This is a genomic window from Testudinibacter sp. P80/BLE/0925 (assembly GCF_053570785.1).
This window is the reverse complement of record NZ_CM131636.1, coordinates 703,155-725,466: the sequence shown is the minus strand read 5'-3', so window position 1 is coordinate 725,466 and position 22,312 is coordinate 703,155. Positions and strand designations below refer to the sequence as shown.

Here is a 22,312-nt window from a genome sequence, read left to right as displayed (position 1 = left end):
AGATAAGGAAATGCCGTGGATTCTTCTTTAATTCCGAATATTGAATGGTTTATTGCACAGGTTGATCCGTTTCATCACCTGCCGAAAACGTTGATTAGCCAAATTGCAGCCAATATTGAAATCCGCTATATTCCGCAAGGTGAAGTGATTGCATTTGAGGAACAGGCGGATAAACGTTGTTTATATTTGATTCGGATCGGGGCGGTCGAACAGAAAAAACCGAATGGCGAGCTACGTGCCCGCTTGGAAAGCGGCAGTATTTTCGGATTCAGTATTTTTAACCCGAAAGAAGACGAGCAATATACCGCCTGTGCGATTGAAAACAGCCTGATTTATCAGATTCCCTATGCGCTGTTGAGCGGTATCGTGCAGCAACACCCGCAATATGCCGCTTATTTTGCCAGCGAAGCCGGTGTGCGCCTGCATGAGGCGTCAAAAAGCACTTGGTTGCAAAACCAGGACGGGATTTTTATGAAAAGCGTGGTCGAGGTGGCGAACCGTAAAATTGCAACGGTCGAAGCGTCGGCTACCATCAAGGAAACGGCGGCAAGTATGTGCCGTCAACGGCGCTCGTCAGCGTTGGTTATGCGGCATGGCAAATTGGTCGGGATCGTCAATGATCGCGATATGACCAAAAAAGTGGTGGCGCAGGCATTGGATGTCAATTTGCCGATCAGCCATATTATGACCGCCGACCCACCGACGGTTGCCGCCAGCGAATTGGTGCTGAACGCCATTTCTTTGATGATGCAACATAATCTTCGTAATTTACCGGTGATCGAAAATGAAAAAGTGATCGGCATTCTTACTGCGACGGATTTGGTGCAGAAAAACAGCACCCAGTCTATTTTTATGATTAATCATATTTTCCAAGCCGATAGTTTAGCCTTGTTGGTGGATTTGTCGGCAAAACGGCAAGCGATTTTCGAAGGCTTAATCGAAAGCGGCGTGGATTATCGCAATATTATGCAGGTGATGACCCTGATTGCCGATGCATTTCACCAAAAACTGTTGATGATGGCGGAGCACCGGTTTGGCGCCCCGCCTTGTGCCTATAGTTGGTTCGTTGCCGGTTCACAGGCGCGTTATGAAATCCATCCGCTCTCCGATCAAGATAATGCGATTATCACCGAGCGGGAATTAGAGCCATCCGAGCAAGCCTATTTTTCGCAGCTGGCGACCTTTGTCAACGACGGTTTGGACAAGTGCGGTTATGCGCATTGCTCCGGCGGATATATGGCGTCTAATCCGAAATGGTGCCAATCCCTCACCCGTTGGCAAGCGGATTTCAAACATTGGATTGTGAATCCGGAGTTGGAAGGATTACTAAATGCGTCGGTATTTATGGATCTGCGAGCCATCCATGGTTCAACTGATTTGGCAGAGCGGCTTACCGGTTTTTTTGCCAAGTTAGTGCAGCATAACCGCCGTTTTTTGGCGTTTATGGTGGCAAATACAATTCGGGTCAAACCGCCGTTGAGTATCTTCAGAAACTTTGTGTTGATCAAAGACGGCGAGCATAAAAACAAACTGAATCTGAAAAAACGGGCGATCAGCTTATTGGTCGATTTGGGACGGATTTATGCATTGTCCGCCGGTATCGGGCAGACGAAATCCACCGAGGCGCGGTTTATCGCCTGTTATGAGAACAAGGTGATCAACAAAGAAACCTTGGATGATATTTTAGGCGCCTACCGTTTCGTATGCGAAGTGCGGTTTAAATATCAATTGCAAGCGCTGCGCCGACAGCAGCTGCTGACCAACCATATTGCCCCGGATGAGCTGACTTCGTTCGAACGGAATAATTTAAAAGATGCTTTCCGTTTAATTGCCAAATTGCAGGAAGCGGCAGAATTGCGCTTTTCACAGAAAGGGTTAATCCGATGAGCAGTGTATTGTCGCGTTGGTTGCAACGGTTTGATCCATTGTCGAAGCTGGAAAAACAACGGCGGAAATTAGTGCAGTCAAAGCGTTGCCCGGCGGAGTTATTACCGCTGTTTGATATGCCTTACCCGGAATTGGCGGCGGATCTGACCCGGCTGAATTATCTGGCGATTGATTTTGAAACCAGCGGTTTGAACCCGATGATCGATCATATTTTGAGTGCGGCGGCGGTGCCGATTGATTGTTTAACCTTGAAGCTGTCAGGCTCATGGCACCAGTTTGTTGCCGATCAGATCGTTAAACAGGATACCGCGGTGATTAACCACATTGTGCCGCAAATGTTACAAAGCGCGGTCGCCTTGGAGCAAGTGATGTCCACCCTGTTCACTTTAATGCGCGGCAGAATCGTGATTGCTCACGGTTCGAGCATTGAACGGCGTTTTATCAATCACTATCTGGCAATGCATTACAAAATGCCGTTTTTCCCGCTACTTTGGTTGGATACCTTGAAAATCGAGCGCTCGTTTGTTAGTACGCAAGCCCAGGCGATTAACCCTCATTATCAATTGACGACGGTGCGCCGGCATTACCACTTGCCGGAATATGTAGCGCATAACGCCTTAAGCGACGCAATTGCCGCCGGCGAGTTGTTTTTGGCACAGCTGATTCGTCTGTTCGGTTCCCAACCGAAAACGTTAGGAGTGGTGTATAAACGTTCACAATAGCGCAGTTGGCTAAAAATAAACCCCGTGTGTGGCATGATCTGACCCCAAAAAGTTGGACTGCTTAATGAACGGATTGAGTTCGATATTGTATCGGGTTTAATCCTTTTAATCTTACTTGAATTCGTTCAGTATTGTAATACTCAATATATTGATGAACCGCCTGCTCAATGTCATCTGCCGTATCAAATTGCCGAACATAAAAACATTCTGTCTTCAGCCTGCCGAAAAAACTTTCCATTGCGCCATTATCCAAACAATTTCCCTTTCTCGACATACTGATTTGAATCTGATTATCTGCCAATATCTTGCGATAAGACGGCATTTGATACTGCCGGCCTTGGTCTGAATGTAATATCGGCGTTGCCTCCTTCGGGAGCTTATTCACGGCTTGTCGCAACATCTGCTCAACCAGTGCCCGGTTTGGACGACGACCAAGTTGATAGGCAATCACCTCATTGTTAAATAAATCTACCATTGGCGATAAATAAACCTTATTACCGTCTTTCGCTTTAAATTCAGTGATATCTGTCACTAACTTCTCGTAGGCGTTTTCTGCCTTTCGGCTTCGTCTTTCAGGGATAATTCCATCGACTTTTTTAAGATGGCATTCTCCGCACGCAAACGTAAATTCTCTTGTTCTAATTGTTTTAACGGCGTTAATGGCTTAACGTGTTTTTTCGATTTATTCGGTTTATTCACGGCTGGTCGTCCTTTGGGCTTATCAATCAGTCCATTTATGCCAAATTGTTTGAAACGTTGCAACCATTGATAAACAACACTGCCGTTTGATACGCCCAGGTCAGTTCGGTGTGTTGTATATATTCAATGGCTTTCAGTTTATCTTCAAGCCTATATTTTCGTTGTATATCTAGGACGGCTAGCCCATCAAGACCGGAATATTGATATTGTGCAATCCATTGGCGAATACTGCGTTGGGCAACCTGAAAATGTGTTGCGGTTTTGCTGATAGATTGATGATGTTGAAAATAATATTCAACGATTTGTTGTTTCAATACTTGGGTATATTTAGTCATAAAAATCTGCACCTTAGTCAGTTGGTTTTGCAGTCCAACTTTTGGGGGGCAGATCAACATTAAGGCGTTTTTTATCCGCTAAATTTGTTCGAAAATATCCGCATCGCGTAGTAAATGCTGATCGCCTTTGCGCCGCAAAAAACCGCACTTGTCGAAATATTCGATTAACTGCACCGTCATTTTCCGCCCGAATTGCAACTGATCGCGCAGCTCATTCACCGAAATCGCCCCGTGTTGTTCAATATGCACTTTAATCCGTTCGGCATAAGCATACAGAGTTTCAGTTAAGAAAAAGCGGTCTTTGATAATCGCGGTCAGATAGCCCAGTTTACCGGCTTTATACAGAAAATTACGCATCACACTTTCATCGATTGCCAATAGTTTGGCAAGATCGCGCACCCAAACCGCTTGCCCCTGCGCCGCTAAAAATGCCGCTTCGGTGCGTTGCCACAACTGTTGTTCCTCCTCGGTGAAGGCAATTTTATGATCGGGCAAATGAATCCAACCGCGGGTTTGTGCCAAATCCCCTTGTTGCAGCAACGTCTGGATAAAGTGATAAATCACGCTTTGCGGTTGTTTCAGTGCCGCCATGCGTTGCAAACGCGCTTTGGAAATACCTAATTGATCAGGATGTTGCTGATGATACAAATGCAACGCTTGCACTAATTTTTGCTGCTGTTGTTGCCGATAATCCTGATTAAACACATAGCCTTGCAACGCAGTAAATGCTAACGTCGTCTGCAACTCGGCAAACTGCGTTTCAGTTAACTGTTCCGCCCAGCAAAGTGCGGTTTGTTCAACACAACCCCGTTGTAAATAGCGGCTAATCCGCTGTGCCTGGGTTTCCGCTTGCGCCAATTGCCACAAATATGCCAAACGCGCCGGTTGGCGTTTATACCGTTGCGGCGAGGCGATTTCCAACACACTCGCGCCGGCAAGGGTGTGTTGATTATCGCCGCTGCGCACAATCACTTTATCGCCAAACGCCAAAAACAGTGGCTGTTGTAATATCAGTTCGGCAAGTACTTTTTCATTCTGTTGCATTGAAGCCGTTTCAACCGCACTTTGCTCCAACAACGTCAATTTGCCGACAGTGTGGCTGGCGGCGTGATAAATATGCACGGCTTGGCTGGCTTTTAACGCCTGAATCGGATTTAACAACAGCGTAATCCGATCGTTGGCTTGTGCTTGCGCATGGGAAAACAGCCAGTCGCCGCGTGTGATTGCCAGTTGATCGGCGGCTAAATTTAACGCCAAGCGTTGCCCAGCCACGCCGTGGGTATTTTGCTGATTTTGCGCATGGATATTCTTCACCCGAATCGTTTGTTTCAGCTGGCTGGATAAAAATAGCGTGTCATCAATCGCCACTTGTCCGGCAAATGCCGTGCCGGTCACCACTTTGCCCGCGCCTTTGATATGAAAAGTGCGGTCAATCGCATAACGGAACGGTTTTTCGCTAGCCTGATTTTTTTGGCTTAATCCGAATAAATACCGTTTTAGCTCGCCAATTCCTTGCCCGTTTACCGTTGACGTGGCAAAAACCGCACTTTGCGTCAAAAACGGATAACGTTGTTTTAACTGTTGTTGCAACTGGTTAATTTGTTCCGCCGAGGCTTTATCCGCCTTGCTGATTACTACAATAATTTCTTTAAAATCCAATAAGTTAAGAATGGCAAGATGTTCTTCGGTTTGCGGCTTAATCCCCTCGTCGGCTGCCACCAGCAACAGCGCATACTGCACGCCGCCGACACCGGCAAGCATATTGGATAAAAAGCGTTCGTGCCCCGGCACATCAATAAAACCCAAAATCTGATCGCCGTACGGCAAATAGGCATAGCCCAAATCAATGGTCATGCCGCGTTTTTTTTCTTCCGGCAAATGGGTGGTGTCGGTGCCGGTGAGGGCGCGAATCAAGGCGGTTTTGCCGTGATCGACGTGTCCTGCGCTGACTATAATCATAATTCGTCCAAGGTGATAAAAAGTTGTTGCGGATTGGCAAGACTGCGCAAATCCAACCACAGTTTTTGCTGTTCAATCCGCCCGATAATCGGCTGGCTCAGCTGTTTCAACGAACGGATCAACTGCATTAACTCCTCATTTTTGCCCGAGTGCGGTCGCAAGGTGATCGCTAATGACGGAATGCGGGACATCGGTTGCGATCCGCTACCGATCTGTGCCGAACTGGCTTCGATCTGCAAGCCATAATCCGCGCCCAGTTTTTCTTGCAACTTGGCCAATAGCGGCTCGGCAATCGCTTGTAATTGGCCCACATCTTGGGTTAATAACTGCAAAGTCGGGTTGCTGTGCGCTAATTTTTCCGGGAATAGATAATCACGCAAAGTGGCTTCCAAACCGGCTAAAATCACCTTGTCGCAACGCAACACCCGTTTGAGCGGGTGCTGTTGCAACTGCTCGATATAGGCTTTTTTGCCGACGATAATGCCCGCTTGCGGTCCGCCAAGTAGTTTATCACCGGAAAAACAGACCAAATCCACGCCGTCTGCCAACATTTTTTGCGGGGTCGGTTCGGTCGGCAAACCGTATCGACCGAGATCGACTAATGCGCCACTGCCCAAATCGCTGATTAACGGCAGTTGCTGTTGTTGCGCCAACTGCGCCAATTCCGCTTCGCCGACACTTTCGGTAAAACCGCAAATTTGGTAGTTGCTGCTGTGAACTTTCAGCAAAAGTGCGGTATTTTCGTTGATTTGTTGCTGATAATCGGTTAAACGGGTGCGGTTCGTCGTGCCGACTTCCACCAGTTTACAACCGGCTTGCTGCATAATGTCCGGAATGCGAAACGCACCGCCGATTTCAATCAGCTCGCCGCGTGAAATAATCACCTCTTTACCGCTGGCAAAGGTCGCCAGCAGCAACAACACCGCCGCCGCATTGTTATTCACGATACACGCCGCTTCCGCCCCGCACAACTGCGCCAACAAGTCGCTGCAATATTGATCGCGATGGCTGCGTTTGCCCTGCGCCAAATCAAATTCCAACGCCACGTTTTCTTGCATTGCGCCTAACGCCGCCTGTTGCGCCGACCGCCCCCACAACGCACGTCCTAAGTTGGTGTGCAACACCGTCCCGGTCAGGTTATGCACTTTCTTGATCGCCACCTGCTGTTGCTGTTGCAGTTCATGCGCCACTTTTTTATACAACGCGCTAAAATCACTGAAATAGCGCGGCAGCTGCTGTTGTTGCCGAATCTGCACCCGCGCCTGCTGCAACAAACTACGCAACTGCGCCACCACCGCCGAATGCCCGAACCGCTCGCTCAGCAATTGCCCCTGCGGGGTATTCAAAATTTTGTCGATTGAAGGTAATGCGCGATAAAGTTGGTTCATAACCGCCCCGAATTCAAATAATAACAAGAGATATATTGATTTTAATGCTATTTGAATTAAAATTCAGTACAATATTGTGATTATCAATGGAAGAGCGTCGTTTCCGGTGAAGCGGCAGGACTTCAAATCCTGTTGAGGCTGCCAGCAGTCTCGGGTGGGTTCAACTCCCATTCTCTTCCGCCACTTCACTAATCATACTGTTTCATACTTCCGTATATCGCCCAATAAAACCCAATAACATCAATCATTTAGCTAAAATCTATTCATCACTGTTAATCATATTTTATCACTCTATATCACTTTTTTTGTTCCCTGTTTTATACTATCACCTTAACTCCCTAAATTTACTCCCTAAAAATGCCATTTTTGAAAAATAAATAGGGAACAATAAATCCATAACTCACTGAATATAAAAATGAAAAACAAGATCACCACAGGGATAAAAAAGGATAAATCTTCAAAAACAGGGAACTATAAATTTTTATATAGAGAACAAAAACAAAATAAAGAACTCACTAAGTTGTGTTAGCATTTAGATTGCTGCTAGTGTTTTGCTTCGGCGACATAATAACAGCAATTAGGCACCGCAGGACATGCCGTGCTTGCCTGTGGAGGAACGGTGCAATCAAACCGAATTTACAGAAATAATTACTGTTAAAAAGGATATGTTATGAAAAAAATAGTTATCTTGGCTTTAGCAGCATTATCGCTATTAACTGGCTGTGACAATGAAAAAAACGACACCGCTATCACCACTAGTGAAGGTAATTTCATAGCACAAAAAGAAACCCTGTCATCACAAAATGACGCTGATATTCGTACGGATTTATTAGCTATTAATTCTGTGGTTAATACTTCTAATACTAAAGCATCGGAACTTAATCAAGAGTTGGTTTCTGCAAGTAAAAACAGTGATAGTTCAGCAATAAAAGTTATAATGGGGCGATCAAAAGCGCTGTTAGAATCTACTAATAATTCTTTGTTTGGTTTAAAGATAAAGAGTCAAGAAGTTCAGGATATCCGTATTGGAATTTATCAGGGGAATATGATTTCAATTAAGCTTTATGAACTTTATTTGAAAGATAATCAAACAGATAAAGATAAAGAAGAAATAGAATTACTTCAAAGACAAATGGTTGAGTTGCAGCAAAGTATTGGCAGTAAACTTGACCAATTAAATTCTCAGTACAAGGTACAGTAATGCTTGTCTGCCTAAATCTGCACCATATGCAAGCAAGATTTTATCGGTCGTGCAATTGACACCAACCCTAAAGGCGTTCAGCAATGGACGCTTTTTTAATTGAACGATTAAAAAACTAAACCTCAAATAAAGTTCAGGAGTTCCACTCATGGCAAGGCGAGTTAAGCCACTTTCTGACAGCAAGATTAAGAACGCAAAACCGAAGCAAACCGCCTATTCATTGGCAGACGGTAACGGCTTACCGCTACAATAAACGCAAATGTTACAGGATTGGGCGGACTATGTAGAAAGCTAGGCACCAAGCCCAATAGTCACAGAATAAACACCTAACTGTATGCTAGTACAGTATGCATAGTTATGATTAAATATAGCGCATAATAAGTAATTTCTATTTTGACAATTCGCAAAGCTAAGGGCTGATGAAATGACAGAGCAAATACAACACATTGACGAGTTAAAAAATCAATTGTCGGCATTGCGCCCCTTGAGTGCGGCAGAGCTAAAACGGCTGCAAGAAGAGTTTATTATCGAATCTTCTTATAATTCTAACGCTATCGAAGGTAACACGCTGACACTGCGGGAAACGGCTTTGATTTTGCGTGACGGCATAACCATTGCTGAAAAACCTATCAGAGAACATTTAGAGGTTATCGGCTACAAAGACGCTTTTAATTATCTGTTTGAGCTGGTGGCAAACCGTGAGCCATTAACCGAGCGTACGATTAAAGAAATTCATTCGCTGGTGCTGATGAATGACGCAGAGAATAAAGGCGTATATCGGCGTGTTCCGGTGCGAATCATGGGCGCAGACAATGAACCGGCGCAACCGCACTTAATCGCCGAACAAATGGACGCATTACTTGCTGATTATGCCGATAAATTACAGCACCAACACCCGATAGAGGCGATAGCGTGGCTGCATTTGGCTTTTGAAAGCATTCACCCGTTTATTGACGGTAACGGACGCACAGGGCGGTTATTGTTGAATTTTGAATTGATGAAGTGCGGTTATTTGCCGATTGATATTAAATTCAGTGACAGGGCAAAATATTATCAATGTTTCGATGACTACCAGCACCAACAGCAGCCCAACGCGCTTTTATCATTGATAGCCGGTTATGAAATAGCGGAGTTACAGCGATATATTGCGATTTTAAGCCGTTAATTAACAAAAAAGAGAAAAATATGATGCAGCAAACAGTTTGTATTATCAGCGGCAGCACCCTCGGCAGCGCGGAATATTTAGCGGAGCATTGCGAGGATGTGTTGCAACAACACGGGATCAAAACCGCACTTTTGCATGGTGCGAATTGGGATCAGATCAACGATTTTCAATATTGGCTAATTGTCACTTCAACCCACGGCGCAGGTGATCTGCCGGATAACTTATCGCCGTTATTTGAACATATCGAGCAGGAAATCGATGATTTAAGCCAAGTGCGGTTTGCAGTGATCGGGTTGGGGAATTCCGATTATGATACCTTCTGTTTTTCGGTCAATAAAATCGAAGCAGTGCTAAATCAGAAACAAGCTATTAAGCTAGCTGATAGTTTAAAAATTGATGTGCTTAATTGTTTCGATCATGATCAGGCGGCAGATAACTGGTTACCGCAATTTATCGATCAACTGAAATAATCCGCTTAAAAAACCAGCAAAACGAAAAAAGTTCGCTTGTGGATAACGACGATTATAAGTGTAGATAAACTGTATTTATTATTTGAATAACAATTAAAGCAAATCGGGCTGTGGATAAAACCGCACGTTATCCACAAGATTTATTAAGCGACAAGCGATCTTTTTCACACGATCCAAAATGGATCAAGATCTTATAATTAAAAGAAAAAACGGCTTTCTTCACAGGATCACTACCGGCTAATAATAACAATAATAAGATCTTTATATATAAAAAGATCTTTTCTTTATACGCCGGCGATCAAAATTTGATCCGTATGATCGACACCACGGATCAAGTTAATAAATTTCCTTTCACCCTCTGATTAAATTCAGTAGAATAGCGCCCAATTTTACGATCATTGATCAACGCAAGATCGAATTGATCGTATCCGGATCAAACAAGGCATTTTATGATTTATACAGAAACTTATGATGTGATCGTCGTCGGTGGCGGTCATGCTGGCACGGAAGCGGCACTTGCACCGGCACGAATGGGCTTGAAAACCCTATTATTGACCCACAATGTCGATACCTTAGGGCAGATGTCCTGTAATCCGGCGATTGGCGGCATCGGCAAAGGGCATTTGGTCAAAGAGATCGATGCCATGGGCGGTTTAATGGCAACGGCTACGGATCAGGCCGGGATTCAATTCCGTACCTTGAACAGCAGTAAAGGTCCGGCGGTGCGTGCTACCCGTGCGCAGGCGGATCGGGTGTTATATCGCCAAGCCGTGCGGATCGCCTTGGAAAATCAAGAAAATCTCGATATTTTCCAACAGGAAGTGGTTGATATTTTATTGGATCAGGATCGTATCAGCGGGGTTAGTACCAAAATGGGGCTGACTTTCCGTGCCAAAGCGGTGGTGTTGACTGCCGGGACGTTCTTAGCCGGCAAGATCCATATAGGCATGGAAAATTATGTCGGCGGTCGTGCCGGTGATCCGGCGTCGATCATGTTGGCAGATCGGTTGCGTGAATTGAATTTACGCGTTGATCGTTTGAAAACAGGCACCCCGCCGCGCTTAGATGCGCGCACCATTGATTTTTCGGTATTGGAACAGCAGCACGGCGATACGATCCTGCCGGTCTTTTCGTTTATGGGATCAGTCGATCAACATCCGCGTCAGATCCCGTGTTATATCACCCATACCAATGAAAAAGCCCATGATCTGATCCGTGCCAATTTGGATCGCAGTCCGATGTATGCCGGGGTGATCGAAGGGATCGGGCCGCGTTATTGCCCGTCGATCGAAGATAAAGTAATGCGTTTTGCCGAGCGCAACAGCCATCAGATCTACTTAGAACCGGAAGGTTTAACCAGCAATGAGATCTACCCGAATGGGATCTCGACCAGTTTGCCGTTTGACGTGCAAATGGGGATCGTCAATTCGATGAAGGGTTTGGAAAAAGCACGGATCATGAAACCGGGTTATGCGATCGAATATGATTATTTCGATCCGCGCGATCTGAAACCGTCATTGGAAACCAAAGCGATCAACGGTCTGTTTTTTGCCGGGCAGATCAACGGTACCACCGGTTATGAAGAAGCGGCGGCGCAAGGTTTGCTTGCCGGGATCAATGCCGGTTTGTTTGTACAGCAAAAAGCCGCTTGGTATCCGCGCCGTGATCAAGCCTATTTAGGCGTGCTGGTCGATGATCTGTGTACGCTGGGCACCAAAGAACCTTATCGGGTGTTCACTTCGCGTGCCGAATACCGTTTGTTGCTGCGTGAAGACAATGCTGATCTGCGCTTAACCCCGATTGGACGTGAACTGGGCTTGATTGATGAAGCTCGTTGGGCGCGTTTTAATCAAAAACTGGAAAATATTGAACAAGAACAACAGCGCTTGCGCCAAATTTGGATTCATCCCCAATCGGAACATTTGAATGAAGTCAATGCGATTTTAAATAGCCCACTAACCCGCGAAGCCAGCGGTGAAGATCTGTTGCGCCGTCCGGAAGTGGATTATAAAACCCTGACCGCACTTTCAGCCTTCGCCCCGGCGTGTGCCGATGCGCAAGCGGCGGAGCAGGTGGAAATTTCGATTAAATACCAAGGTTATATCGAACATCAATACGAAGAGATCGCACGGCATAAACGGCATGAAAGCACTGCGATTCCGCCGGAATTTGATTACGATAAAGTCAACGGCTTGTCCAACGAAGTGCGGTTGAAATTGACCCAGCACCGTCCGATCTCGATCGGACAAGCTTCGCGTATTTCCGGGGTGACCCCGGCGGCGATCTCAATCTTGCTGGTGAATTTGAAAAAACAAGGTATGCTCAAACGTGGGGATGAATAATGACGTTGGCGATTGAATTACGGGCAAAATTGGATCAGCTGCTGGCGCAAACCGCACTTTCGGTCAACGATCAGCAAAAGCAGCAATTGGTTGCTTTTGTTGAATTGTTGAATAAATGGAACAAGGCGTATAACCTGACATCGGTGCGTGATCCGCAGGAAATGCTGGTGAAGCACATTCTCGACAGTTTGGTGGTGAGTCCTTATTTACAAGGTTCGCGCTTTATCGATGTCGGCACCGGACCGGGCTTGCCCGGCATTCCGTTGGCGATTATCAACCCCGATCAGCAATATGTGTTGTTGGACAGTCTCGGCAAGCGGATTACCTTTATCCGTCAAGTCATTCGTCAGTTAGGTTTGACTAACGTCACGCCGATTCAAAGCCGGGTTGAGGAATATCAGCCCGAAGTGCGGTTCGACGGGGTGCTTAGCCGCGCGTTTGCTTCATTACAGGATATGACCGCCTGGTGTCGGCATTTAGTGGCGGATTCAGGGCGGTTTTATGCCTTGAAAGGGATTTTTAATCCCGATGAATTGGGCGAACTGCAACCGCACTTTGTATTGCAGCAAAAAATGAAGTTGTCCGTGCCGCAATTGGTCGGAGAAAGGCACTTGATTATTCTGGTAAAAGGTTAAAAATCGGGTTATCAAAAATGGATAAACGAGGGCTTTATCATTTATTGTGATAAAAAAGTAAAATTTTTTTAGTAATTGTTAAGCAGATAGCATTTTTACGCCCTTTAATCGTTGCAATAATTTAATCTGACCGTATAATTTATGCCAGTTTTATTTGTACCTAATTTACCTCGTTAGAGTTAAAGTGTTGTACATAAATTAACCATGAATAGCTAAGTTCTATTTCGGTTAAGTAACAGGATATGAGATGTCGGCGGTACTGGATAAAAATAAAAAGCTTTATAGCAAAGTCTTTATTATCGAATTCGCATTGATATTAATCGGTTATGCGTTATTTTATCTGTTACAATCGGCACTTTCCCTCTCTTTTTTGTTGGGATCCGTGATAGCTTGGCTGCCACAGATGGTTTTTGCGGTTTATGTCTTTTATCTGCAGGCGGATTCGCCGATAGCAAATAAAGCGAAAATACTCTACCGGGGGGAAGGAATAAAAATCGCCTTGATGATCATTTTGTTATTGCTGGTGTTCATCAATATCGAATTGAACCCGATTGTCTTTTTTGCGGGTTATTTTTGCTTTATTTTACTTAATAACCTTTTACCTTTTGTATTGGGGCGGATGTTCGATACAAAAGCTAAAAACTAACTCACTGACGAAGTAGGAAACTGTATGGCTGCCGAAGGTTCATCCCCAACCTCTATTGAATATATTCAACATCACCTTTCGTTTCTCAACAAGGGCGAAGGATTTTGGTCGGTCAATATCGACTCTTTATTTTTTGCCGTCGTAACCGGATTCTTGTTCATCTATTTTTTCCGTAAAGCCGCGAAAAAAGCGACTAGCGGCGTGCCGGGCAAATGGCAATGTGCGGTCGAAATGATGGTGGAATGGGTTGACGGCGTGGTGAAAGAAAACTTCCACGGCAGCCGTAATTTTATTGGTCCATTAGGACTAACCGTTTTCGTTTGGGTGTTATTAATGAACACCATCGACTTGGTGCCGGTCGATTATTTACCGCAAATTGCCCATGCGTTGGGCTTTGAATACCTGCGTGCGGTACCGACCGCAGATATGAACGTGACTTTCGGCATGTCGATTGCGGTATTTTTCCTGATCATTATCTACACCGTCAAATCCAAAGGCTTCGGGGGTTTGGTGAAAGAGTACACTATGCACCCGTTCACCCATCCGGTGTTTATCCCGGTTAACTTCCTGTTAGAAACCGTCACCTTATTGGCTAAACCGGTTTCATTGGGCTTGCGTCTATTCGGTAACCTCTATGCCGGCGAATTAATTTTTATTTTGATCGCCTTGACCTACTCCGCCAACTATCTGGTCGGCGGTTTGGGGATCGGCTTACATCTGGTATGGGCAATCTTCCACATTTTGGTGGTGGTATTGCAAGCCTTTATCTTTATGATGTTAACCATTGTCTATATCAGTATCGCGTATAATAAAGCGGAACATTAATTTTTAACTTTTATTTTTAACCCGGCAATTTTGCCAACACTTTAACTTAAACATGGAGAAACTCATGGAAACTGTAATCACGGCAACAATTTTCGCTTCTGCAATTATGATTTCAATTGCGGCATTCGGCACCGCTATTGGCTTTGCATTATTGGGCGGTAAATATATGGAGTCGGCAGCCCGTCAACCTGAATTGGCTAACTCTTTGTTGACCAAAATGTTTATCGTGGCAGGTTTACTTGATGCGATTTCAATGATTGCGGTTGGTATTGCATTGTATTTCATCTTCGTCAGTCCGTTTACTGCGTTATTAGGTTAATTTTTTGCGTTATAGCCAAATCAAGGCTGTAGCTACCTATAACCATTATTGAGGAGGACGTTGTGGATATTAACGCAACACTAATCGGACAATCGATTGCATTCCTACTGTTTGTCTGGTTTTGCATGAAATTTGTCTGGCCACCGATTATCAAAGCGATTGAAGAGCGTCAGGCTGGGATTGCCAATGCCTTGGCGTCTGCCGAAGCGGCGAAGCAAGAGCAAGCGGATACCAAAGTGCTGTTAGAGCAAGAGCTCAATGCAGCCAAAAAACAAGCGCAAGAGATCATCGATCTGGCGAATAAACGTCGCAATGAAATTTTGGATGAAGTGCGGTCTGAAGCCGAGTCGGTCAAAGCCAAAATTATCGAGCAAGGTTATGCCGAAGTGCAAGCCGAACGCAAACGGGCACAAGAAGAGTTGCGCGTTAAAGTGGCTTCATTGGCGTTGGCTGGTGCAGAAAAAATTGTGGGTCGTTCAATTGATGAAGCGGCAAATAGCGACATCATTGATAAACTTGTTGCAGAACTATAAGGAAGGTGGGGCTAATGTCAGAATACATCACAGTCGCACGCCCCTATGCTAAAGCCGCATTTGATTTTGCGGTGGAACAGAACCGGTTGGAGCAATGGCAGCAAATGTTGAATTTTAGCGCTGCCGTGACTGAAAATGATCAGATTAAAAATTTTCTGAAAGAATCGTTTTCACCGCCAAAAGCCGCCGCAACCTTGATTCAAATTTGTGGTGATCAGCTGGATCAGTACGGGCAAAACCTTATCCGTTTAATGGCAGAAAATAAACGCTTACTGGCGTTACCCGAAGTGCTTCGTCTGTTCGAACAGCTAGTGGATGAGTATAAATCCCTGGCTGAGGTTGAAGTCATTTCCGCCGAACCATTAACGCAGCAACAACAACAAAATATTCTCCAGGCAATGGAAAAGAAACTTGCCCGCAAAGTGAAATTAAATTGCAGCATTGATAAAAGCCTGATTGGCGGGGCGTTGATTCGCAGCGGTGACTTGGTCATCGACGGCAGCAGTCGCGGTCAATTAGCGCGTTTGGCAAATGAATTGCAATTGTAAGAGGAATAGAAGATGCAACTGAATTCTACAGAAATTAGTGAACTGATTAAGAAACGGATTGCCGATTTTAGCGTAACGAGCGAAGCGCGTAATACCGGCACTATCGTGTCGGTAAGTGACGGTATTATCCGCATTAACGGCTTAAGTGATGCGATGCAAGGGGAAATGATTGCCCTGCCGGGTAACCGTTTTGCGATTGCGCTCAACTTGGAACGCGATTCGGTCGGCGCGGTGGTGATGGGGCCTTATTCCGATTTAGCCGAAGGCATGGAAGTGCAATGTACCGGGCGTATTTTGGAAGTACCGGTCGGTCGTAATTTGTTAGGTCGTGTGGTTAATACCTTAGGGCAACCGATTGACGGCAAAGGCGAAATCGTTGCCGATGCGTATTCGCCGATTGAAGTGATTGCGCCGGGCGTTATCGACCGTAAATCGGTTGATCAGCCGGTACAGACAGGTTATAAAGCGGTAGACTCGATGGTGCCAATCGGTCGCGGTCAGCGTGAGCTGATTATCGGTGACCGTCAAACCGGTAAAACCGCACTTGCGATTGATGCAATCATCAACCAACGCGATTCCGATATTAAATGTATCTATGTGGCAATTGGGCAGAAAGCCTCTACAATCGCCAATGTGGTGCGTAAATTGGAAGAACACGGCGCATTAGACAACACTATCGTGGTCGTCGCGTCTGCTGCGGAATCTGCCGCATTGCAATACCTTGCGCCATACGCCGGTTGTGCGATGGGCGAATTTTTCCGTGACAACGGCGAAGATGCGTTGATCGTGTATGACGATTTGTCTAAGCAAGCGGTTGCTTACCGTCAAATTTCCCTATTATTACGCCGTCCGCCGGGTCGTGAAGCATTCCCAGGGGATGTATTCTATTTGCACTCACGTCTATTAGAACGTGCGGCGCGCGTTAGCGCGGAATACGTTGAAAAATTCACTAATGGCCGGGTGAAAGGCAAAACCGGTTCTTTAACCGCATTGCCGATTATCGAAACCCAAGCCGGTGACGTTTCCGCATTCGTACCAACCAACGTGATCTCCATTACCGACGGGCAGATTTTTTTGGAATCCGATCTGTTTAACTCCGGGATCCGTCCGGCGGTTAACCCGGGGATTTCGGTCTCGCGCGTCGGTGGTGCGGCGCAAACCAAAGTGGTTAAAAAACTGGCGGGTGGTATCCGTACCGCACTTGCGCAGTACCGCGAATTGGCGGCGTTTGCCCAGTTTGCTTCCGATTTGGACGACACAACCCGTAAACAGTTGTCACACGGTCAAAAAGTGACGGAATTACTGAAACAAACCCAATACTCGCCATTAAGCGTCGGACAACAAGCGTTGGTGCTGTTTGCGGTGGAATTCGGTTATCTTGATGATGTCGAGTTGGATCGTATCGGTTCGTTTGAAAGCAGCTTATTTGATTTTGCCAATAATCATGAAGCGGAATTCTTAAAAGAGCTGTCCAAAACCGGCGACTACAATGATGAAATCAAGGATAAACTGAAATCTATCCTGGATAACTTCAAAACCAAAGGTGCATGGTAAATATTGACCTAACGGAGAGATGAAATGGCAGGTGCGAAAGAGATCAGAACCAAAATTGCCAGCGTGAAAAGTACGCAAAAAATCACCAAGGCAATGGAAATGGTGGCAGCCTCAAAAATGCGAAAAACGCAGGAACGCATGTCTTCTTCACGTCCGTATTCAACCGCAATACGTAACGTAATTAGCCATGTATCCAAAGGTAATATTGAGTATCAGCATCCTTTTTTGGTGGAACGGGAAATCAAAAAAGTCGGCTTTTTGGTGATTTCGACTGACCGTGGTTTGTGCGGCGGTTTAAACGTTAATTTGTTTAAAACCGCACTTAACGAGATTAAACAATGGAAAGACAAGCAAGTCAGTGTCGAAGTCGGCTTGCTCGGTTCAAAAGCGATCAGTTTTTTCCATTCGTTGGGTTTAACCATTCGCGGACAAACTTCAGGAATGGGCGATACGCCGTCGGTTGAGCAGATTATCGGGATTGCCAATGCGATGTTTGACCGCTATAGCAACGGCGAATATGACGCGATTTATGTGGTTTACAATAAATTCGTCAACACCATGTCGCAAAAGCCGGTGGTACAGCAGCTGATTCCACTGTCTGCATTGGAAAAAGACGAACTGACGACCGAAAACAGCTGGGATTACCTGTATGAGCCAAACGCCAAATATCTGCTGGATAAACTGTTGACCCGTTATTTGGAAGCGCAAGTTTATCAAGCGGTAGTCGAGAATTTGGCATCGGAACAAGCGGCGCGGATGGTGGCGATGAAGTCGGCGACGGATAATGCCGGTAACTTGATTAACGACTTGCAGTTGGTTTACAACAAGGCGCGTCAAGCCAGTATTACAAATGAATTAAATGAAATTGTTGCCGGTGCGGCAGCGATTTAACCAAAGAATAGAGGATCGGTAATGGCAACAGGAAAAATTGTACAAATCATCGGTGCCGTCATTGACGTTGAATTTCCACAAGATGCGGTACCTAAAGTCTATGACGCATTAAAGGTGGAAACCGGATTAACCCTTGAAGTTCAACAACAGTTGGGCGGCGGTATGGTGCGTTGTATCGCAATGGGTTCATCAGACGGCTTAAAACGCCATTTGAGCGTAACCAACACCAACAACCCGATTTCAGTGCCGGTTGGGGTGAAAACCCTTGGGCGTATCATGAATGTGCTGGGGGAGCCTATTGATGAAAAAGGCGATATCGGCGCGGAAGAAAGCTGGTCAATCCACCGTGAAGCCCCGAGTTATGAAGAGCAATCCAATAGCACCGAATTGCTGGAAACCGGGATTAAAGTTATCGACTTGGTGTGTCCGTTTGCGAAGGGCGGTAAAGTCGGTTTGTTCGGTGGCGCCGGTGTAGGTAAAACCGTGAATATGATGGAGTTAATCCGTAATATTGCGATTGAACACTCCGGTTATTCGGTATTTGCCGGCGTGGGTGAGCGTACCCGCGAAGGCAACGATTTCTACCATGAAATGCAAGATTCCAACGTATTGGATAAAGTATCACTGGTGTACGGGCAAATGAACGAGCCGCCGGGCAACCGTTTGCGCGTGGCGTTAACCGGTTTGACCATGGCGGAAAAATTTCGTGACGAAGGACGCGATGTGTTGTTCTTCGTGGATAACATCTACCGTTATACCTTGGCAGGGACGGAAGTATCCGCTTTGTTAGGACGTATGCCGTCGGCGGTAGGCTATCAGCCGACCTTGGCGGAAGAGATGGGCGTATTGCAAGAGCGGATCACCTCAACCAAAACCGGCTCAATCACCTCGATTCAAGCGGTTTACGTACCGGCGGATGACTTGACTGACCCGTCACCGGCAACCACGTTTGCCCACTTGGATGCAACGGTGGTATTAAGCCGTCAGATCGCCTCATTGGGGATCTATCCGGCGGTCGATCCGTTGGATTCGACTTCGCGTCAATTAGATCCGTTAGTGGTCGGTAAAGATCACTACGAAGTGGCGCGTGGCGTGCAATCGACGTTACAACGCTATAAAGAATTGAAAGACATTATTGCGATTTTGGGGATGGACGAGTTGTCGGAAGACGACAAACTGGTTGTTGCCCGTGCGCGTAAAATCGAACGTTTCTTATCGCAGCCGTTCTTCGTGGCGGAAGTCTTTACCGGTTCGCCGGGCAAATATGTGTCGCTAAAAGACACCATTGCCGGCTTTAAAGGTATTTTGGACGGCGAATACGATCATATTCCGGAACAAGCGTTCTATATGGTCGGTTCTATCGACGAAGTATTGGCAAAAGCCGAGAAGATGTAATCATTCCTTGGGTAATATTGCATTGTAATATTACCCGTTAGGTCACTAAATAAAAGGAGAATACGATGGCATCTTCATTTGAACTGACGGTGGTCAGCGCGGAAAAGCAAATTTTTCACGGTGAAGTCAATGCGATTCAGGTTTCCGGGGTTGAAGGGGATTTAGGGATTTTAGCCGGGCATACCCCGTTATTAACCGAGATCAAACCGGGCGTACTACAAATCAAACAAGAAAGCGGACAGGAAATTATCTATGTTTCCGGCGGTTTCTTAGAAGTGCAGCCGACCACGGTAACCGTGCTGGCCGATACGGCGATTCGTGGTGACGAGTTGGATAAAGATCGGATTCTGGCAGCAAAACGCCGTGCCGAGGAAAATACGCATTCCAAACATGGCGATGTGGATTATTCCTTGCTGTCGTCCAAATTGTCACGCGAATTGGCAAAACTGCATGCTTATGAATTGACTGAAAAGTTGACTAAAGCAAAACGTTAATTGCTTGTCTGATAAATACGCCGTCATACTCTCAGCGTTGGCGGCTTTTTATTGGAAAATAAATGAGCGAAGGCTTTGAAAAATATAATGGCTACGGCTACGGCAATAAAAAACAGCGGTTGCAGGGTAATGCCTTTAACCGACCAATAGTAATGAATAATGCCCAATATTATTGCTAAATAGCTTAATTGATGTAATGAAAACCAGTTTTTTGCCATTTTCCGGCGCAGATAAGGCAAAGAACTGACTGCCGCCGCCAAAAATAACAGTAAAGCCAAGCTACCGATCAGCAAGTAAGGACGGGTGGCGATTTCTGTGAAAAACAGGCGGTAATCGAAAGCTAATTCAAAAAATAAATAGCTTACGAGATGTAACAGTAACCAAAATAGCGCCCACAATCCCAAATCACGATGAAAGCTACGTAGGCGGGCGTTACCGTACAACTGGGTCAGTATCCGCAATAGAAATAGCGCGCTAAAGAGATAAAGTGCGGTTAAGCCTAGAAAATGGATCAATTCTTTGCCCGGATCGGCAGCAAAAACCGCACTGATATCGCCATATCCCAGTGTATAAATTAGCCATAGCAACAGCGCGCTACAGCCGCCATGAATACCGATACGAAGCAAGAGGTATAACATCAGAAATTTGTCCGCAGATCGAGATGATTGTATAAAGAAGAGACCTCATCGGCATAGCCGTTAAACATTAGAGTCGGTTGACGTTTAACCGAAAGCAAACCGCCGCTGCCGATAATCCGTTCGCTGGCTTGCGACCAACGCGGATGATCAACATTCGGGTTTACATTGGCGTAAAAACCGTATTCGTGCGGTGCTAGCTTTTGCCAAGTATTCAAAGGTTGCTGTTCGGTCAAGGTGATTTTCACAATCGACTTAATGCTTTTAAAGCCGTATTTCCACGGTACGACCAAACGTACCGGTGCGCCATTTTGTGGCAATAAATCTTTGCCGTACAATCCGACCGCCATTAAGGTGAGAGGATGCATGGCTTCCTGTATGCTCAAACCTTCGACATAAGGATAATCAATGCCGCCGCCGAGATAACGATCGCGTTGTCCCGGCATTTGTTGCGGATCATATAGGGTTTCAAAGCGGACATATTTGGCATTGGCAGTCGGATTGACCATCTTTAATAATTGGTTGAGCTCAAAACCTAACCACGGAATAACCATTGACCAAGCTTCTACACAGCGAAAACGGTAAATTCTTTCTTTCAAGGCAAAACGGTGATGTAAATCGTCCCAATCCAATGTCAGCGGTTGATGGACTTCACCATCAATGGTTAAAGTCCAGGGATTTGTTTGCAACTGCCTGCTCTTTTTTTGCGGATCGTTTTTGCCAACCCCAAATTCGTAAAAGTTGTTATAGCCGGTCACTTTATCTTCAGGTGTGAGTTTAAGTGAATTTTCCGTATCTAATACCGTTTGTGCCCGCAATAAATCCGGAACTAACAAACTGCTGCCGGCAACCCCAAGTGCGGTCAAAATTTTGCGACGATGATGAAAAATACGTTCATCGGTAACGTCATATTCACGATATTTTTTCATATCAACTCCTAGATTATGTTCCATCGTTATTTTAATTGGACAAAAAAATAGTATAAAAGTGCTGTCAATTAATAGGAGTTTATATAAAGATACGTTTTTAAAAATAACCCTGATTCATGTCAGGGTTATTGATTAAGGATAAAACTATTTGATTACACCGCACGCCATTCTGGCACCGCCACCGCCCAACGGCGCCGGGTGATCGGCATGGTTATCGCCACCGGCGTGAATCATAATCGAACGTTGTTTGATGTCAGCCAGTTTTTTCAAGCGCGGCGCCAATACCGGATTGGTTGCGGTGCCGTCTTGGTTCACGGTTAGTGCCGGCAAATCCCCTAAATGTGCGCCTTTTTCCCATGGGAAACCGTGTTTTTCCGCTTTTTCAGGATCCCAATGCCCGCCTGCGGCTAAACCGGCGACCAGTTTGCCGTCTTTTTCTTTGGCATCACAACTCGGATTTTGGTGTAGGTGAAAACCGTGCAAGCCCGGTGTTAGATCGCGTAATTCCGGGGTAAATACCAAGCCGTAATCCGATTCGGTGACCACAATTTTGCCGATGTCTTGATTGCCGTTAGCCGGATCCAACAACTGCACCTGAATGCTCAGACTATCGCTGTCGGCGGCCAGTGTGCTTGTCGGCAGTACAAAAGCGCAAAGGGAAAGTGCGGTGACAAGTAACGTTTTTTTCATAGTATCTCCTTAAGTAAGTGATTAATCCGATACTCAACGACCGGATAAGT

General features: G+C 45.7%; 21 protein-coding genes, 1 tRNA gene and 1 pseudogene. 17 read left to right on the top strand and 6 right to left on the bottom strand.

From position 1 onward, the window contains the following. Positions 1-15: 15 nt before the first annotated feature. Both ACWA5Z_RS03565 and ACWA5Z_RS03560 read left to right on the top strand, forming a co-directional pair. The gene (locus ACWA5Z_RS03565) at positions 16-1,887 is read left to right on the top strand and encodes a DUF294 nucleotidyltransferase-like domain-containing protein (RefSeq protein WP_431053952.1); all 1,872 of its coding nucleotides are present in this window, start codon (positions 16-18) and stop codon (positions 1,885-1,887) included. Continuing rightward, entirely contained in the window at positions 1,884-2,609 is a 726-nt protein-coding gene (locus ACWA5Z_RS03560; protein ID WP_431053951.1) for a 3'-5' exonuclease, read from the top strand. Before ACWA5Z_RS03565 ends, ACWA5Z_RS03560 begins: the two co-directional genes overlap by 4 nt. Positions 2,610-2,670: 61 nt before the next feature. Here ACWA5Z_RS03560 and ACWA5Z_RS03555 read toward each other — a convergent pair. The 3 genes and pseudogenes from ACWA5Z_RS03555 to selA all read right to left on the bottom strand — a co-directional run bounded on the left by ACWA5Z_RS03555 (position 2,671) and on the right by selA (position 6,990). Next, positions 2,671-3,643 (bottom strand): annotated as a pseudogene (locus ACWA5Z_RS03555) (IS3 family transposase). A 78-nt stretch (positions 3,644-3,721) separates the two neighbouring features. Beyond that, positions 3,722-5,602, bottom strand: coding sequence for a selenocysteine-specific translation elongation factor (selB, locus tag ACWA5Z_RS03550; protein ID WP_431053950.1), 1,881 nt, complete (start codon positions 5,600-5,602; stop codon positions 3,722-3,724). Next, positions 5,599-6,990, bottom strand: coding sequence for an L-seryl-tRNA(Sec) selenium transferase (gene selA / locus ACWA5Z_RS03545; RefSeq protein WP_431053949.1), 1,392 nt, complete (start codon positions 6,988-6,990; stop codon positions 5,599-5,601). The genes selB and selA overlap by 4 nt, the downstream gene beginning before the upstream one ends. An 88-nt stretch (positions 6,991-7,078) precedes the next feature. Here selA and ACWA5Z_RS03540 point away from each other — a divergent pair. From ACWA5Z_RS03540 to ACWA5Z_RS03470, 15 genes are all read left to right on the top strand, one after another. Next, positions 7,079-7,173 (top strand) — tRNA-Sec (locus ACWA5Z_RS03540). A gap of 487 nt (positions 7,174-7,660) precedes the next feature. Further along, on the top strand, positions 7,661-8,191 hold the full coding sequence (locus ACWA5Z_RS03535) for a hypothetical protein (protein ID WP_431053948.1): 531 nt from the start codon (positions 7,661-7,663) through the stop codon (positions 8,189-8,191). A 424-nt stretch (positions 8,192-8,615) separates the two neighbouring features. After that, complete coding sequence (locus ACWA5Z_RS03530; RefSeq protein ID WP_431053947.1) at positions 8,616-9,356, top strand: Fic family protein; 741 nt, start codon at positions 8,616-8,618, stop codon at positions 9,354-9,356. 23 nt (positions 9,357-9,379) lie between these two features. Next, positions 9,380-9,826, top strand: coding sequence for an FMN-binding protein MioC (mioC, locus tag ACWA5Z_RS03525; protein WP_431054278.1), 447 nt, complete (start codon positions 9,380-9,382; stop codon positions 9,824-9,826). A 449-nt stretch (positions 9,827-10,275) separates the two neighbouring features. Further along, positions 10,276-12,168, top strand: a complete 1,893-nt coding sequence (gene mnmG / locus ACWA5Z_RS03520) for a tRNA uridine-5-carboxymethylaminomethyl(34) synthesis enzyme MnmG (RefSeq protein ID WP_431053946.1) — start codon at positions 10,276-10,278, stop codon at positions 12,166-12,168. Next, a complete protein-coding gene (rsmG, locus tag ACWA5Z_RS03515) occupies positions 12,168-12,803 on the top strand; it encodes a 16S rRNA (guanine(527)-N(7))-methyltransferase RsmG (RefSeq protein ID WP_431053945.1) in 636 nt (211 codons plus the stop codon). The genes mnmG and rsmG overlap by 1 nt, the downstream gene beginning before the upstream one ends. A gap of 247 nt (positions 12,804-13,050) precedes the next feature. After that, on the top strand, positions 13,051-13,449 hold the full coding sequence (locus tag ACWA5Z_RS03510; RefSeq protein WP_431053944.1) for an ATP synthase subunit I: 399 nt from the start codon (positions 13,051-13,053) through the stop codon (positions 13,447-13,449). 24 nt (positions 13,450-13,473) lie between these two features. Further along, a complete protein-coding gene (gene atpB / locus ACWA5Z_RS03505) occupies positions 13,474-14,274 on the top strand; it encodes a F0F1 ATP synthase subunit A (RefSeq protein WP_431053943.1) in 801 nt (266 codons plus the stop codon). A gap of 64 nt (positions 14,275-14,338) precedes the next feature. Further along, positions 14,339-14,593 carry a F0F1 ATP synthase subunit C gene (atpE, locus tag ACWA5Z_RS03500; protein ID WP_431053942.1) on the top strand — a complete coding sequence of 85 codons (255 nt, stop codon included), beginning with the start codon at positions 14,339-14,341 and terminating at the stop codon, positions 14,591-14,593. A 62-nt stretch (positions 14,594-14,655) separates the two neighbouring features. After that, complete coding sequence (atpF, locus tag ACWA5Z_RS03495) at positions 14,656-15,126, top strand: F0F1 ATP synthase subunit B (protein WP_431053941.1); 471 nt, start codon at positions 14,656-14,658, stop codon at positions 15,124-15,126. 14 nt (positions 15,127-15,140) lie between these two features. After that, positions 15,141-15,674, top strand: a complete 534-nt coding sequence (gene atpH / locus ACWA5Z_RS03490) for a F0F1 ATP synthase subunit delta (RefSeq protein ID WP_431053940.1) — start codon at positions 15,141-15,143, stop codon at positions 15,672-15,674. A 12-nt stretch (positions 15,675-15,686) separates the two neighbouring features. Beyond that, positions 15,687-17,228: a F0F1 ATP synthase subunit alpha gene (atpA, locus tag ACWA5Z_RS03485; RefSeq protein ID WP_431053939.1), complete on the top strand. Its 1,542-nt coding sequence runs from the start codon at positions 15,687-15,689 to the stop codon at positions 17,226-17,228. Positions 17,229-17,252: 24 nt separating this feature from the next. Further along, a complete protein-coding gene (gene atpG, locus ACWA5Z_RS03480; protein WP_431053938.1) occupies positions 17,253-18,119 on the top strand; it encodes a F0F1 ATP synthase subunit gamma in 867 nt (288 codons plus the stop codon). Positions 18,120-18,140: 21 nt separating this feature from the next. Beyond that, positions 18,141-19,514, top strand: a complete 1,374-nt coding sequence (atpD, locus tag ACWA5Z_RS03475) for a F0F1 ATP synthase subunit beta (RefSeq protein WP_431053937.1) — start codon at positions 18,141-18,143, stop codon at positions 19,512-19,514. A gap of 65 nt (positions 19,515-19,579) precedes the next feature. Next, complete coding sequence (locus tag ACWA5Z_RS03470) at positions 19,580-20,008, top strand: F0F1 ATP synthase subunit epsilon (protein WP_431053936.1); 429 nt, start codon at positions 19,580-19,582, stop codon at positions 20,006-20,008. Positions 20,009-20,031: 23 nt separating this feature from the next. Here ACWA5Z_RS03470 and ACWA5Z_RS03465 read toward each other — a convergent pair whose 3' ends face one another. From ACWA5Z_RS03465 to sodC, 3 genes are all read right to left on the bottom strand, one after another. Beyond that, positions 20,032-20,646, bottom strand: a complete 615-nt coding sequence (locus tag ACWA5Z_RS03465) for a ferric reductase-like transmembrane domain-containing protein (RefSeq protein WP_431053935.1) — start codon at positions 20,644-20,646, stop codon at positions 20,032-20,034. Further along, positions 20,646-21,572 (bottom strand): protein-methionine-sulfoxide reductase catalytic subunit MsrP, encoded by a 927-nt coding sequence (gene msrP, locus ACWA5Z_RS03460; RefSeq protein ID WP_431053934.1) that lies wholly within the window; start codon positions 21,570-21,572, stop codon positions 20,646-20,648. The genes ACWA5Z_RS03465 and msrP overlap by 1 nt, the downstream gene beginning before the upstream one ends. Before the next feature lie 144 nt (positions 21,573-21,716). After that, on the bottom strand, positions 21,717-22,262 hold the full coding sequence (sodC, locus tag ACWA5Z_RS03455; protein ID WP_431053933.1) for a superoxide dismutase [Cu-Zn] SodC: 546 nt from the start codon (positions 22,260-22,262) through the stop codon (positions 21,717-21,719). Positions 22,263-22,312 lie beyond the last annotated feature (50 nt).